This is a genomic window from Clostridium akagii DSM 12554 (assembly GCF_000686725.1).
In the GTDB taxonomy this organism is placed as follows: domain Bacteria; phylum Bacillota; class Clostridia; order Clostridiales; family Clostridiaceae; genus Clostridium_I; species Clostridium_I akagii.
Map to the genome: position 1 here is coordinate 365,781 of NZ_KK366007.1, position 15,634 is coordinate 381,414.

The 15,634-nt window shown below is 32.3% G+C and carries 14 protein-coding genes; 9 read left to right on the forward strand and 5 right to left on the reverse strand.

Annotation, left to right across the window (positions count from 1 at the left end):
- Positions 1 to 25: 25 nt before the first annotated feature.
- Both BR66_RS0117265 and BR66_RS0117270 read left to right on the forward strand, forming a co-directional pair.
- Positions 26 to 1,456 (forward strand): 6-phospho-beta-glucosidase, encoded by a 1,431-nt coding sequence (locus BR66_RS0117265; RefSeq protein ID WP_026884020.1) that lies wholly within the window; start codon positions 26 to 28, stop codon positions 1,454 to 1,456.
- Positions 1,457 to 1,484: 28 nt separating this feature from the next.
- On the forward strand, positions 1,485 to 2,906 hold the full coding sequence (locus BR66_RS0117270) for a glycoside hydrolase family 1 protein (RefSeq protein WP_026884021.1): 1,422 nt from the start codon (positions 1,485 to 1,487) through the stop codon (positions 2,904 to 2,906).
- 105 nt (positions 2,907 to 3,011) lie between these two features.
- Here the strand turns inward: BR66_RS0117270 and BR66_RS0117275 are convergent, their stop codons facing one another.
- Positions 3,012 to 3,656 carry a TetR/AcrR family transcriptional regulator gene (locus BR66_RS0117275; RefSeq protein WP_026884022.1) on the reverse strand — a complete coding sequence of 215 codons (645 nt, stop codon included), beginning with the start codon at positions 3,654 to 3,656 and terminating at the stop codon, positions 3,012 to 3,014.
- A gap of 148 nt (positions 3,657 to 3,804) precedes the next feature.
- Here BR66_RS0117275 and BR66_RS0117280 point away from each other — a divergent pair, with 148 nt between their 5' ends.
- Together BR66_RS0117280 and BR66_RS0117290 are read left to right on the forward strand one after the other, a co-directional pair.
- Entirely contained in the window at positions 3,805 to 5,490 is a 1,686-nt protein-coding gene (locus tag BR66_RS0117280; RefSeq protein WP_026884023.1) for an MFS transporter, read from the forward strand.
- Positions 5,491 to 5,995: 505 nt separating this feature from the next.
- Positions 5,996 to 6,319, forward strand: coding sequence for a cupin domain-containing protein (locus tag BR66_RS0117290; protein WP_026884024.1), 324 nt, complete (start codon positions 5,996 to 5,998; stop codon positions 6,317 to 6,319).
- A 113-nt stretch (positions 6,320 to 6,432) separates the two neighbouring features.
- Here the strand turns inward: BR66_RS0117290 and BR66_RS0117295 are convergent, their stop codons facing one another.
- The 3 genes from BR66_RS0117295 to BR66_RS0117305 form a co-directional block, all read right to left on the reverse strand.
- A complete protein-coding gene (locus tag BR66_RS0117295) occupies positions 6,433 to 6,888 on the reverse strand; it encodes a CBS domain-containing protein (RefSeq protein WP_026884025.1) in 456 nt (151 codons plus the stop codon).
- A gap of 123 nt (positions 6,889 to 7,011) precedes the next feature.
- Positions 7,012 to 7,614, reverse strand: a complete 603-nt coding sequence (locus tag BR66_RS0117300; protein WP_026884026.1) for a TetR/AcrR family transcriptional regulator — start codon at positions 7,612 to 7,614, stop codon at positions 7,012 to 7,014.
- A 220-nt stretch (positions 7,615 to 7,834) separates the two neighbouring features.
- Positions 7,835 to 9,829 carry an oxidoreductase gene (locus BR66_RS0117305; protein ID WP_026884027.1) on the reverse strand — a complete coding sequence of 665 codons (1,995 nt, stop codon included), beginning with the start codon at positions 9,827 to 9,829 and terminating at the stop codon, positions 7,835 to 7,837.
- Positions 9,830 to 10,160: 331 nt separating this feature from the next.
- Between BR66_RS0117305 and BR66_RS24175 the strand changes: the two genes are divergently transcribed.
- From BR66_RS24175 to BR66_RS26500, 5 genes are all read left to right on the forward strand, one after another.
- Entirely contained in the window at positions 10,161 to 12,122 is a 1,962-nt protein-coding gene (locus BR66_RS24175; protein ID WP_051624286.1) for a glycoside hydrolase family 9 protein, read from the forward strand.
- Between the two features lie 307 nt (positions 12,123 to 12,429).
- Positions 12,430 to 12,861: a 6-pyruvoyl trahydropterin synthase family protein gene (locus BR66_RS0117315; RefSeq protein ID WP_026884028.1), complete on the forward strand. Its 432-nt coding sequence runs from the start codon at positions 12,430 to 12,432 to the stop codon at positions 12,859 to 12,861.
- Positions 12,862 to 13,533 (forward strand): putative 7-carboxy-7-deazaguanine synthase QueE, encoded by a 672-nt coding sequence (queE, locus tag BR66_RS0117320; RefSeq protein WP_026884029.1) that lies wholly within the window; start codon positions 12,862 to 12,864, stop codon positions 13,531 to 13,533. It abuts the gene before it with no gap.
- Between the two features lie 169 nt (positions 13,534 to 13,702).
- Positions 13,703 to 14,083: a polysaccharide deacetylase family protein gene (locus BR66_RS26495; RefSeq protein ID WP_026884030.1), complete on the forward strand. Its 381-nt coding sequence runs from the start codon at positions 13,703 to 13,705 to the stop codon at positions 14,081 to 14,083.
- Between the two features lie 88 nt (positions 14,084 to 14,171).
- On the forward strand, positions 14,172 to 14,390 hold the full coding sequence (locus tag BR66_RS26500) for a polysaccharide deacetylase family protein (protein WP_026884031.1): 219 nt from the start codon (positions 14,172 to 14,174) through the stop codon (positions 14,388 to 14,390).
- A 111-nt stretch (positions 14,391 to 14,501) separates the two neighbouring features.
- Here BR66_RS26500 and BR66_RS0117335 read toward each other — a convergent pair whose 3' ends face one another.
- On the reverse strand, positions 14,502 to 15,626 hold the full coding sequence (locus BR66_RS0117335; RefSeq protein ID WP_026884032.1) for a DEAD/DEAH box helicase: 1,125 nt from the start codon (positions 15,624 to 15,626) through the stop codon (positions 14,502 to 14,504).
- Positions 15,627 to 15,634 lie beyond the last annotated feature (8 nt).

Consider the following 15,634-nt stretch of genomic DNA (forward strand, 5'->3'; position numbering starts at 1 on the left):
TAGTAAGAGATGAGGGGAGAAAAATATGGCAAGTAGTTTTCAAAAAGGATTTTTATGGGGAGGAGCAACAGCTGCAAATCAATGTGAAGGAGGTTATTTAGAAGGAAATAAAGGATTAACTACAGTTGATGTAATTCCTGTAGGAAAGGACCGATTTCCTGTGATGACAGGGGAAATGAAAACCCTGATATGTGATGATGATCACTATTATCCAAGTCATGAGGCTATTGATATGTATCATCACTACAAAGAAGACATCGCATTATTTGCGGAAATGGGATTTAAATGTTTCCGCCTATCTATTTCATGGTCCCGTATTTTCCCAAATGGAGATGATTTAGAGCCAAATGAAGAAGGATTAAAATTTTATGATGATATATTTGATGAATGTCTTAAATATGATATTGAACCATTAGTAACCATAGTTCATTTTGATGTTCCAATCCATCTTGTAGAAACAATCGGTGCATGGAAAAACCGTAAAATGATAGATTATTACGTGAGATATTGTGAAACAATCTTTAATCGTTATAAGAATAAAGTTAAATATTGGCTCACATTTAATGAAATTAATATGTTATTGCATCTACCATTTATTGGTGCTGGCTTAGTATTTGCTAAGGATGAAAACAAAGAAACTATAAAATATCAGGCAGCACATTATCAGTTGGTTGCAAGTGCTAAGGTTACAAAAATAGCACATGAAATCAACCCACAATTCAAAATTGGATGCATGCTAGCTGCTGGAAACACTTATGCCAATACATGTAATCCAAAAGATGTATGGAAATCAATGGGGAAAGACAGAGAAAGCTATTTTTTCATAGATGTACAATCACGTGGCGAATATCCAAACTATGCTAAAAAAATGATGCAAAATAACGGTATAGTTTTGCAAATTGAAGATGGTGATGAGGAGGTATTAAAGAATAATACTGTTGACTTTATCTCCTTCAGTTATTATTCATCTCGACTAACTAGTGCAGACGCAAAGATAGGCGCACAAACTGAAGGTAATGTATTTGCAACGCTTAAAAATCCGTACTTAAAGGCAAGTGAATGGGGATGGCAAATAGATCCTCTTGGTTTAAGAATTACCATGAATTCTATATATGATCGTTATCAAAAACCATTATTTATTGTAGAAAATGGATTAGGCGCTGTAGATACACCAGATAAAAATGGTTATGTGGAAGATGACTATCGTATTGATTACTTAAGACAACATATTAAGGCTATGGAGGACGCGGTAAATGAAGATGGTGTAGAACTTATGGGTTATACACCTTGGGGATGTATAGATTTGGTAAGTGCTTCTACAGGAGAAATGAAGAAACGTTATGGTTTTATATATGTTGATAAAGATAATGATGGAAAAGGAACGCTAGCCAGATCTCGGAAAAAGAGTTTCTATTGGTACAAAAATGTTATAGGAAGTAATGGAGAAGAACTATAAAATAATTAATTTATGAGGAGGAATAATTATGAAAATGAAACAAGGATTTTTATGGGGTGGAGCAACGGCAGCAAATCAGTTTGAAGGCGGATGGAATAAGGATGGCAAGGGGGCAAGTACTTCAGATATGATGACTGGGGGTACACATACTGTGCCAAGACGTATCACACCTGTTTTAGAAGAAAAAACATATTATCCAAGTCATGAGGCCATTGATTTTTACGGACATTATAAAGAAGATATAAAAATGTTTGGAGAAATGGGATTTAAAACTTTTAGGATGTCTATTGCTTGGTCAAGAATATTTCCAAAGGGTTATGAATTAGAACCAAATGAAGAAGGGCTAAAATTTTATGATGGTGTATTTGATGAATTAAGAAAAAACAACATTGAGCCATTAGTAACTATTTCTCACTATGAAATGCCTTTCGGATTAACTGAAAAATATAATGGTTGGGCATCTAGAGAGGTCATAGAATGTTACGTAAGATATTGTGATGTGATATTTAAAAGATATAAAGATAAAGTGAAATATTGGTTGACCTTTAATGAAATCAACTGCTTAACAATACCATTTGGAGCTTTTATGGCTGGTGGAATAATAGCAGATGAAAAAAATACAGACCAACTAAGATTTCAAGCATTACATCATCAATTTATTGCCAGTGCGAAAGCAGTTAAACTAGGACATAAAATCAATCCGGATCTAAAAATAGGATGTATGATTGCATATATGTGTTCCTATCCAAATACATGTAATCCAGATGACATATTATTAGCACAGAATAAAGATCAAATCAATAATATGCTATGTGGAGATGTTCAAGTAAGAGGATACTATCCTAAATTTGCGGCACGTTATTTTGAAGAAAATAAGATTAAAATTGTAATGGAAGAAGGAGACGTAGAGATATTACAAGAAGGATGTGTAGACTTTTATTCATTCAGTTATTACATGTCTTCAGTTGTAAGCTCAGATCCTAGTGTAGAAGAGGTGGAAGGAAATCTATTAGGCGGAGCTAAAAATCCATATTTAAAAGTTTCTGACTGGGGATGGGCAATTGATCCAAAGGGGTTAAGGTGGACCTTAAATAATATTTATGACAGATATCAAATACCACTTATGGTAGTTGAAAATGGATTAGGCGCTGCAGATATAGTTAACGAAGATGGAACAGTAAATGATGATTATCGAATAGATTATTTAAGAGATCATATAGTTCAAATGGAGGAAGCCGTTAAAGATGGTGTTGAACTTATGGGATATACTATGTGGGGATGTATAGATTTAGTAAGTGCTTCCACAGGAGAAATGAAGAAGCGTTATGGCTTTATATATGTGGATAAAGACAATGATGGAAAAGGAACTTTAGCTAGATCGAGAAAGAAGAGTTTTTATTGGTACAAAAAAGTAATAGCCAGCAATGGGGAAAAGCTTTCAAATAGTTAAGAGCTTCTCAAGTTAAAAGTTAAGGAATATTTTTGGTGAGGCTGAGAAATCAAGAAAAGTTGATGCAGGTAAATTTGTTTTTACAAATTTACCTGCATCAACTTTTTACTCCTCTTTTGGAAAATCTGTAGTATCCATAAATAATGACCATATCATGTCGGTGCATTTATCCATATACAGATTAATATCTTTAATAGTATTATCATAACGGATTTTATGGCACACATCTTCTGTTAATAAAAGGCAAAAATGAAGAAAAATCTCCATGTCATCCTTGCTTTTAAAAGGAATAGAGAGGGTGATAAACATCCCTTTCATTTTTTCTATTAGATAAGCATCGTGTTCATTAGAAATATTTTTAATGTCTTCATCTAAAAGCTTTAAAGCCTCACTTTCATCATGGAAGAGTTTTGAGCAATTGTGATTTTTAAGCATTAGCTTCAAGAAGGTACTAAATAAATTTTTTGCAGTATCATGATTATTTAAAGGCTCATTATTATTTATCCAAAAATTCATGCTGGGATAAAAAATATCCTTGTAAATTTTTTCTTGGACCTGAATATATATATCTTTTTTGTCTTTAAAATAAGAGTAAAGAGATCCTGTAGCAACATTTGCTTGTTTTGCGATATCTTCAGTTGTGGTATTATAATACCCTTTTTCATTAAAAATGGTAAACGCTGAATCAATAATTCTATCAACTTTTTCTAAAGCTCTCTTTTGAATTGGTTTTCGTGTTTTTCTTTCCATAGTAATCACCTAATGTAATAATAAAGCAAGAAAAAGCAGAAGTCAATAACATGAAGTTCATTTCATGTTATTGACTTTTTGAAAATATAATATTACAATATGAATATGAGGTTGACTTCATATTAACTTATTATACGGGAGGTTCATTATGAATAGAAAAGAAAAAATCCTTGCATTTATCGCCTTAGCTATAGCATGTTTCTTGACTGTTTTAGATTCAACTATAGTAAATGTATCACTGCCAACTATGGCAAAATACTTTAATACAAATATTACTGGTATATCTTGGGTGAGTACCGCATATCTGATTCCATTTTCAGCACTACTTATTAATTTTTCTAAAATAGCAGATATTTTTGGGAGAAAAAAATTGCTTTTGATCGGACTTGTAGTTTTCGGTACAGCATCAATTTGTTGTGGATTATCCACATCACTACCAATGATTATATGCTTTAGAATTGTTCAAGGAATTGGTGCGGCTATATTAACTCCATTAGCAATTCCTTTAGGTATAGAGTTATTTGGTAAAAGTGCTATGGGAAAACTTGCAATTGCCATTGGTATGATTATATCAATATCAGCAGCCTCGGGACCTGTAATTGGAGGCATTTTGAATGAAACCTTTGGATTTAAGGCTATATTTTATATTAATATACCATTTATATTAATAGCTTTGGTATTAGGAACTAGATATGTAAAAGAGTGTTATGACAACACAATAGAAAAAAAAGTTGATTTTATTGGAGCTTTTTTTATTACATTTGGACTTGCAGCTCTAACTTTTTCACTTGTAAAAGGTAATGATTATGGATGGGCAAGTACAACTATAGTTACGTTAATAGCAAGCGCTGTGATATCAATCATTGCTTTTTTGATTTTCGAGAGCAAAATAAAAAGTCCAATGATAGAGTTTAATTTATTTAAAACAAAAAGTTATACTTCATCAATTATTTTAATCGGCATAATATTTTTCGGCTTAATGCCTGTATCTTACCTAATGAATTTTTATCTTGAAAACCAATTGGGCTACGCTGTAATAAAAGCTGGTTTAATATTAGGTATAACAAGTGCGGTTGCCTTTTTTCTATCACCAATATTCAGTATACTTTCAAAAAAAACATCACCAAAAGTTGTTTCTTTTATTGCAGTAACTTTTGTTTCTTTAGGAAATTTAATATTCTATTTTATGAACAGTACAAATAATATGAATATAATTTATACCGCTCTAATTTTATTAGGCATAGGGGTAGGAGCAACAACCCCATTATATCAAAGTGCTTTTGAAGAAGTTTCTCAGGATAAAAACGGTATGGCATCAGGTTTATTAAATAGTTTAAGACAACTTACGGCATGCATCGCTATTGCATTAGTTGCAACTCTCAGTACTCATTTTAGCAGCATAGCAGCTACAAATACTAAAAATCAAATTATAGATAAAGTTAATGGAAATGCAGTGATTGAAGAGCAAGTAAAGGATACTATTGTGGCAAAAATCAAGGCATCAAACACTGATGGCAATTCAGCTTCTTCAACTGGATTTTCAAAAGAGGCAGTGAATAAGTTAATGCAGCAGAAAGAAAAAACAGTGTTATCTAGTGTTCCTCTAGGTATGAAATCTGCCGTAATGGCAAAATTTTCTGCTCAGGAAAAAGAAATTTATAAAATTATAGATGAAGCAAAAATAATTAAAACGGATGAGAGCAATAAAGTTTACAGTAAGTGCTTTTTAATTATAGGAATAATAGCTGCATTTGGACTAATTATTGTGCCATTTAACGTAACAGAAGACAAAGGCAGAGACGATATTGAGGATAAATCAAAAGTTACTGCATAATATTACAAAATATGTTATCTTAGGCATGAAAAAACAGACCTATATCAAAGCTATAAGCTTTGATATAGGTCTATGGTAGGTTCTATTTCGTTAATGGTGAAGATTGAGAAATTGGAGAGTTAACGATTTTTTCTTTTTTCTTTTTCTTAGTTTCTTTCTTTTTTGGACTTTTATCTCCCAATTCAATTACCTCCTCTGATACAAAAACTTTAGGTTTAATACTTGTTTCATTAGTAAATTACCAATAAAATCTACTTTAAGTATATCACACTTAAACCCATCTCAAAGGGGGAGGGAAGAATATTTTGTTTCTATACAGGTTTACGCCATGAATCTGCTCCAAAATATTGATATTTATTAAGGTGTATTGTTGCAAATAATTACTTGCATAACTTATAGTAATAAGCTAAAATAGTGAAATGTAAACGCTATAAGGTATATTGAAATAGCATGCCTCGTAATTATTGCGGGGATGCCTAATTAAAAATGAAGCAGGGGGAAAAACATGATAGTAAAAAATGATGAGATTAAGCTTGATGATCTTGGTAAAGGCGTATCTAGGAAGATACTAGCACATGTTACAAATATGATGGCTGTAGAAGTGAACTTTATTAAGGGGGCAATAGGAGAAATTCATTCCCATGAAAATGAGCAAATTGGTTATATTACAAAGGGAAGTTTCCAAGTAGATATTGATGGAAAAAAAGAAATATTAAAGGCTGGGGATACTTATTATACTGAACCTAATGTTTTGCATGGTGTTGTGGCACTTGAGGATTCAACAATATTAGATGTATTTATACCCCAAAGAGAAGATTTTCTAAAATAAATTTTGGGCTAAAGATACTCATTATTATGTGTTTACACATGATAATGAGTATCTTTAGTTAATTTCAATTGTTACTTTTACAGCAAACAAATTGTATAATGAAAATTTAGCTGTTATAGTATGGATTCAAAAGAACGTCTTATAACGTCTCCACGGCTAATGATTCCAACTAATACGCCGTTATGTTCAACTGGAAGTTTTTTTATTTTCTTTTCGCCTAAGATAGTAGCAATATTTTCAATGTCATCATCCCAAAGAACTTTGATGACCTTTTGTTTGGCAATTTCCATAATATTTAAATTTAGTAGTTTTTGTGTTCTTTCAGCAAAGTCATCATCGTCGCCCTTTACTACGGTTATAAAGGCAAAAGTACTAAATACAATATCATGGTGTTTGCCAATATGCCTCATGATGTCACCATCACTAACATAAGCCACAATTTCATTACTGTCGTTAACCACAGGAAGACCACTGATATGATATTCCATAAATTTTTTTATAACAGAACGTACAGTGTCGTTTTCATTAACTGTATATACTTGTTTAATCATAATTTCATTAGCTTTCATAATCATCCTCCTCATTCGTTTGTTTATTTTCAAAAAATATGTATTATAAAAATACATATTTGAATCGTACAATCATTTCTCAATATTGTCAAGTAAGCTAATATATTTAATTGGTATTTATGTTTATAATTTTGTATTTATAGTTTCATAAATTATTCCATCTATCATTTTAGATATAACAATATTCATTTCTTTATTCAAATTTAGTGATCCATCATAAAGGCACCAATTGTAAATTACTCCTCGTGCAGCTATAAATAATATTCTACATATTTCAATTGACGATGATTCTTTTATTAAATCTCCATTATTTTTCCAATATTCTATTATATCTACAAGAATTTGTTGCATGGCACGCCCATCAGTAATAAACATTTTATTATCTGGATTATAAAGATTTTTTACCATATCGATTCCGTTGTTAATATTAAAACTAGCATATGCATCAAAAAATTCTATAATCTGATCTTTTAAAGTTGAACATTTGAGTTTTCCAGCAACTTCTTTAAGAAAATACTCGTCACCTTTTTTATAGATTTCACGTATGAGTTCAAACTTTGATTTAAAATAGTAGTAATAGGTACCAACAGAAACACCGGCAGCCTTAGAAATTTGTTCTACAGTTATATTGTCATAGCCACGTTTTATTATGAGTTTAACACCGTTTTTGTATATTTTATTCTTAGTTTTTTCAGCTTGCTTGCTGCGACTTGTTATTTTAGTCATAAACCCACCCTTCATCCAGCTAAAAGTTAAGAGAGGAGAGTTAAAAGTTTTTATAATTATGGGTAATGATAATAGATTTGAGAAACAAATGCATTATCATTACCCTTTAATTAATTTTTCTGCTTTCGGCAGAAAAATCTTCCTTAACTTATCACTTGCCAATTGTCACTATAAGTCTATCTAGTAGTTTCTGTTTACCATGATAAACTATAATAGTTAGTTAAATATTCGATGCCACTTCATAAGCGTCCCATATTGCGTACATTATATTTGAAACCTTCCGAGCATCACCTAAAATATGAATGTCTAATGCTTCGGATTCTAATTCCTTATAAAGATTATTTTCAGAAGTATAACCAACAGCAAGAACTATACTGTCTGCTTTTATTTCCGTTGTACTTCCATTAGCTTCTATAAGTACACCATTTTCTGTGGTTTTTAAAACCTTAGTGGAAGTAAGAACTTTTACACCGGTATATGGCACTAATTTTTCAAGCATATCTGAATTTGCTGAACATAGTGGTCCATTAAGTGCCAAAAGTTTATTTTGTACTTCTACAATAGTTACATTTTTATTCTCTTTAGCTAGACAAATAGCAAGTTCGCAGCCAACTAGGCCACCACCAATAACTACCACATCATTACCTGAATTTACTTGCTTAAGTAAAACCTGTTCAGCGGTATATACTTTACTGTTGTCTCCAAGATTAAATATTTTAGGTTTTGAACCGGTTGATATAATTACAGTATCAGCACCACTATTTTTAATAGTTTCCTTTGTTACTTCAGTGCTTAGTTTTATTTCTACTTTTAAGTCTTTAAGAGTAGCTTCATACCAAGCAATTAATGCATGGTCATCTTCTTTAAAGTCAGGTGCTCCTCCAGGTATTAAGTTTCCACCTAAATGTGAGCTCTTTTCATAAATAACAGGTGAGTGACCACGAAGAGCAAGAACTCTTGCAGCTTCCATACCAGCAACGCCACCGCCAGCAATAAGAACTTTTTTCTTATTAATTGAAGGTTTAAGTTCAAATTCTTTTTCTCTGCAAGCTGCTGGATTTACTGCACAATTAAGAGCAGAATAGTGTTGAATACGCCCCATACATCCTTCTTGGCATGAAAGACAAGGTCTTATTAATTCTAAATTACCACTATGGAGTTTATTTACATAATTTTCATCTGCAAGTAATGGACGACCTAGACTTATAATATCGCAGGCACCATCATTTATAGCACTTAAAGCAAGATCTGGGTTATCCATACGACCAGCACATATAACTGGAACATTAACGGAATCCTTTACTATTTTAGCGAAGGGAATATAAAGTCCTTTTTTTTGATACATTGGAGGATGACTCCACCACCATGAATCGTATGAACCTGCATCAACGTCAAGTGCATCGTATCCATAATCTACAAGAAGTTTTGCAGCTTCTATTCCTTCAGGAATATCTCTGCCTTTTTCTTCAAATTCTTCACCAGGAAGGGCACCTTCACGCCAATCTTTAATAAAGCTTTTAAGACTATATCTTAGTGTTACAGGGAAGTCTTCTCCACATCTTTTTTTTATCTCTTCAACAATTTCTTTTGCAAATCTTAGACGGTTTTCAAGGCATCCACCATATTCATCAGTACGATGGTTGAAGAAGGAAATAGCAAATTGATCAAGAAGGTATCCTTCATGTACAGCATGTATTTGAGTACCATCAAAGCCTGCACGTTTTGAATTGTAAGCGGCATCTCCAAATTTTTTAACAATTATATGTATTTCATCAATAGTTAACTCTCTACAGGTTTTATCAAGCCAACGGTGAGGAATAGGAGAAGGTGCTACAGCTTCATGCTCTCCAAGATTAGTAGGAATTGTAACTCGTCCAAAACCTGCACTCATTTGTAAAAAAATCTTTGCATCATAGGCGTGTATTTTTTCAGTCATTTCACGTGCAGTACGAATAAATTGTACTGGATTAAAGGTTGCAGAAGGAACATTTGGAAATCCATGTTGCTCAACTTCTTCATCAACAAAGGTAACACCGGTAATTACAAGACCAACTCCACCACGAGCACGAGCTGTATAATATTCTATACCTCTGTCATTGAAACCACCATCTGAATCTGACAAACCAAGAGGTCCCATAGGAGCCATGGCAAAACGATTTTTTATTTCAAGGGATCCTATTTTTATTGGCTGAAATAGTTTATTGTATTTATACATTAAAAATTCCTCCTTTTATCTAATGGGTTCAGTGAATCCATTAAGTTAATTTTATACACTATCAGGTTATAAGTCAAATTCATTTTTAGTTAGGTATTCATTTTTTATAGCAATACAAAACATGGAAAATATATATATTAATATTGAAATTAAGATACATTTGTATTATAATATAGTTACAAACAGTAAATGTATTACTTGAATGTAAACATTTACAATAAACATTCAGCCCAATGTTTTAGGAAACTAAAGATGTATGGTGGCAAATTATTTTTACTAAGAAAATAATTTAGTCATAATATTATTAAAATAAATCAGGGGGAATGATGTTATGTTTAAAAGGAAATTTAAAAATCTATGTTTATCATCTCTAATGGGTATGGCTGTATCAGTGCCGGTACTATCATCTAAAACAACAAAAACTATTATAGGAACTAGTAGTACAAGTTATAATTATGGAGAGGCACTACAAAAATCACTTATGTTTTATGAGTTTCAATGTTCGGGTAAACTTACAGCATCTACTAGAAGGGACAATTGGCGTGGGGATTCAGGATTATTAGACGGAGCTGATTCAGCCATTGATCTTACCGGTGGGTATTATGATGCTGGAGATAATGTGAAATTTAATCTTCCTATGGCTTATTCTATAGCCATGCTTTCATGGTCTGTTTATGAAAATAAAGCTGATTACGTAAAAAGTGGACAACTCCAATATATTGTTAATGATATTAGATGGGCTGCAGATTATATCATGAAATGTCATCCATCAAGTAATGTATATTATTATCAAGTAGGGGATGGAGGTCTTGATCATGCATGGTGGGGTCCCTCAGAAGTAATGCAGATGAGTAGACCTTCATACAAGGTAGATTTAAGTAGTCCAGGATCTACTGTTGTTGGTGAGGCAGCAGCGGCACTTGCATCTACTGCATTGATACTTAAAGATAGCGATGCTTCATATTCTGCAAAATGTCTAAAACACGCAGAAGATTTATTTAATTTTGCAGATACAACTAAAAGTGATGTTGGGTATCAAGCTGCAAATGGATATTATAATTCTTGGAGTGGTTTTTATGATGAACTTTCCTGGGCAGCTGTATGGTTATATTTAGCAACAAATGATTCTTCATATTTAAATAAAGCGGAATCCTACGTTGCAAATTGGGCTGTAGAAAATCAGACTACCACTATTGCATATAAATGGGCACATAATTGGGATGATGTACATTATGGTGCACAACTGCTTTTAGCTAGAATTACAAATAAACAAATTTATAAAGACTCTGTAGAGAGAAATCTGGATTTTTGGACTACAGGTTACAATGGTGAAAAAATAAGTTATACACCAAAGGGCCTTGCTTGGCTACAACAATGGGGATCATTAAGATATGCCACAACTATGGGTTTTCTAGCAGATGTATATTCAGAATATTCTGGTTGTACTCAGTCAAAGGTTCAAAACTATAAAAATTTCGCGAAAAGTCAGATTGATTATGCACTTGGCAGCACGGGAACAAGTTTTGTAGTTGGTTTCGGGGTAAATTCACCTAAACATCCTCATCACAGAACTGCCGAAAGTTCTTGGAGCGATCAGCAAACAGTACCTACTTATAGTCGCCATACACTTTATGGAGCATTAGTTGGAGGACCAGATATAACAGATGCATATACGGATGAAGTTTCTAATTACACACAAAATGAACCAGCTTGCGATTATAATGCAGGATTTACTGGATTATTAGTTAGAATGTACCACAATTATGGAGGAAACCCCATAGCTAATTTTAACGCTGTCGAGACTCCAACAAATGACGAATTCTTTGTCGAGGCAGGCGTTAATGCTAGTGGGACAAACTTTGTAGAGATTAAAGCAGTAATTAATAATAAGTCTGGATGGCCAGCTAGAATGGGGGACAAGCTTTCTTTTAAGTATTTTATTGATATTAGTGAACTTGTTAAGGCAGGGTATAGTTCAAAGGATGTTACCCTAAGTTTAAATTATAATCAAGGAGGGGTTGTATCAGGATTAATACCTTGGAATGCTACTAAAAATATTTATTACGTAAATGTAGACTTTACTGGGACTAAAATTTATCCAGGCGGACAGTCAGCCTATAAAAAAGAAATTCAATTTAGAATGTCTGCACCACAAAATGTTAATGTATGGGATAATTCAAACGATTTTTCTTATATTGGTATTAATGTAACCCCAGGAGGTCAACCTGTTTTAGCAGCTAATATACCTGTATATAATAATGGCACAAAGGTTTATGGAAATGAACCTAGCTAGGATATGTTTTTACAAATACAACAGGCTATGGACTATATTTCGGGTTTTGCTCCAGCACTAGCAGGAATAAAAAAATATTATGGTCAAAATGAAATACGAGAAAATATTTCTAATTTATAATTTTTATGTTTTAGTGTATACTTATAAAGTACTCAAATATATGTTAAAACTTAATAGACAGTTCGTAAGCTTCCTGTCGTTAAAAAAAACTAGGCAATTTCATATGGTATATAGTGGAAATGATATACGGATTATTAAGGCGCTTTAGCGCCTTTTTTGTATTCAAAATATAAAGTTGGAGGAATATATGTTTATTTTAAAAAGTGAAATAGGGTTTGATTCTGCACATTATCTAAGTGGATATGAGGGTAAATGTGGGAATATACATGGACACAGATATAGATTAATTGCAAAGGTTAAAGGCACAAAATTAAAAGAAATAGGAAAGGATCGTGCAATGGTGGAGGACTTTAGTTTTATTAAATTAGCTCTAAAAGAAATCCATGATTTGTTTGACCATAAACTTATTATAGAAGATGATGCAACTGGAAGAGACTTAATAAATCGCTTAAAAGGTACACCACAACAGTTTGAATGTTTACTGGTTTCTTACAGGCCAACGGCAGAGGAAATGTCTAGGGAAATATTTAATATTATAAAGAAAAAAGTTATAAATATTTATGAGGTTGAGCTTTTTGAAACGCCTTCCAATAGCTGTATTTATAGAGAGGAAGATTAAATGAAATATAATGTAATAGAACGATTTTTATCCATAGATGGGGAAGGTCCAACTGCCGGAGAAATTGCTACTTTCATAAGATTTGGAGGTTGTAATCTTGCCTGTGATTGGTGTGATACTGCATATTCAATTCCAAAGACAATAAAAGGTGAAGCGTTAAGTAAAGAGGATATATATAATTTCATAAAGGAAAATGGAGCTAAAAATGTAACACTTACGGGGGGAGAGCCATTAATTCAAAGTGAAATAGAGGAATTGATATATTTTTTAGCTAAGGATTTAAATCTTCTAATTCATATAGAAACTAATGGTTCAGTGCCATTTTATAAATTTGAAAAGATAAGGGATTTGAATAATGTAAGTTTTGTAGTAGACTATAAACTTCCAAGCAGTAAGATGGAAAAAAATATGGATATGATGAATTTTAAGTTGCTAAAGTCAAAAGATGTATGCAAATTTGTAATTGGCTCAACTGACGATTTAGAAAGGGCTAAGGTGATTTTAGAAGATTATAAATTGCCAGGGAAATGTTTAGTGTATTTTAGTCCAATAGTTACAACTATAAATCCAGTAGTTATTGTTGAATTTATGAAAAAACATAAACTGAATAACGTAAGAATTCAAATTCAATTGCACAAAATAATTTGGACGCCTGATACAAGAGCTGTTTAATTAAGTTAAGAGTATGTTCACCGTGATATACAAAGATTATCACAATATTCCTAAATAAATGTAAAAAAGAGTTATATTATATTGAATGGTATATATTTAATGATTATACTTAATTATTAATATCCATATTGTATGCATATTAATAAAATTTAGGGATGGGGATAGTTTTATGCTTAATACTAATAGGGTAAAAAATAAGGTTGTCAATAAGAAAAATATAATTATATTTTTCAGTTTAATTATAATTATAACTTTGACTACTGTATTTGTTTTTAATAACAGGACTGGAAATAATAATATAAAAAAGAATGTAGGTACGAGGAATAAAAACAATAAAAAAATTGCGATTAATAAAAGAAAGGGCCAAGTATCTAAAAAAAATGCGCAAATCTTACCAGGAGGGGAAGTTGCACCATGGAACATTAAGAGAACTGATGGTAGGAAGATGGCTTATCTAACTTTTGATGATGGTCAATCTATCAATACTACTGGAATACTGCAAGTTTTAGATAAAAATAATATAAAGGCTAATTTTTTCATAACTGGTTAGATTTCCAGGAGGATCATCTGAGCCTCCTGGTCAAAAAGGTAAATTAGCACCTTTTAGGGATGCAGCTGCGAAGGCTGGTTATAGATATTTGGATTGGAATGATGAAACTGCTGATGCAGAGGAGCCACATGTCAGTGACCCAAGCGTATCATATTTATTAGAAAACCTTAAAAAATACACTGCAGGTAGCAATGTGGTAGTAGTATTAATGCATGATGCTGGTGCAAAAAAAAATACAGTACTAGCACTTGTGCAGGTAATTGATTATTTGAAATCGAAAGGTTTTAGCTTTGATGTAATAAAGTGAAACTTTAACTAAAATTATATATAAAAAAAGTAGGTAGATTGTACTGCAAATCTACCTACTTTCAAGCTTTTCCTGCCTCAGGCAGAAAAAGCTTCGTTAACTTGTAACATGTTACTGTTTTGCAACTACATCAGTAAGTGTTTTTCTAGGTATAGTCATTTTTATGGCTTTTTCTATTTCTTTTAAAGTTGTTTCGTCTTTTGGGTCTACAAATAAACAAGTGGTACCATTTTCGCCAGCACGGCCAGTTCTTCCAATACGATGTATATATGATTCCACGTTTTCTGGAATATCATAATTATATACATGGGTAACACCCGTTACATCAAGTCCTCTAGCAGCTACATCTGTTGCTATCAAATATTGGAGATCAGCGGATCTAAATTGTTTCATAACTCTTTCACGTTTTGCTTGAGTTATGTCACTATGTAATTTTTCACAGTTGTATCCACGTTGGTGCAAGGACATATCAAGTTTATCTACGCGACGTTTAGTTCTGCAAAAGATTATAGCTAAAAATGGATTATTTTGATCTAAAATAGTACATAAGGCATCCTCTTTTTTTCTATCAGTAGTTTCGATAACATATTGTTTGATATTTTCAAGTGTAACTTCTTCTTTTTTTACAGTGAGTGATAATGGATCATCCATATATTTGTAAGCCATTTTTTTTACATCAGAATTCATAGTTGCTGAAAAACATAATGTTTGATGTTTTTTAGAAGATTTTTCTATAATAGCCTCAATATCTTTTTTAAATCCCATAAGTAACATTTGATCTGCTTCATCTATAACTATGGTCTTTAATTTACTAAGATCTATTGTTCCCCTCTCAAGGTGATCCAAAAGTCTGCCAGGGGTGGCAATTATAAGATGAACATTTCTCTTAAGTTTTTTAAGTTGTACACCGATATCTTTGCCTCCATAGGTTGCTAGAATATTTATATCCTTTGCTTCTTTAAGCTTTTTTGCCTGTTCAGTTATTTGAAGAGCAAGTTCTCTTGTAGGAGTCACAATCAATGCCTGAACTGAATCCGATTCAAGGGATATATTTTCAAAAATCGGAAGTAAAAATGCAAGGGTCTTTCCAGTTCCAGTTGGAGCTTCGGAGATAACATCCCGCCCAGCGATGATAGACTTAATACATTCTTCTTGAACTTCAGTGGCCTTACTGATACCTGTCTTTTTAAGTACTTTTACTATTTCGTCGCTAATACCTAGTTCTTTAAAATTCATAATTTTTT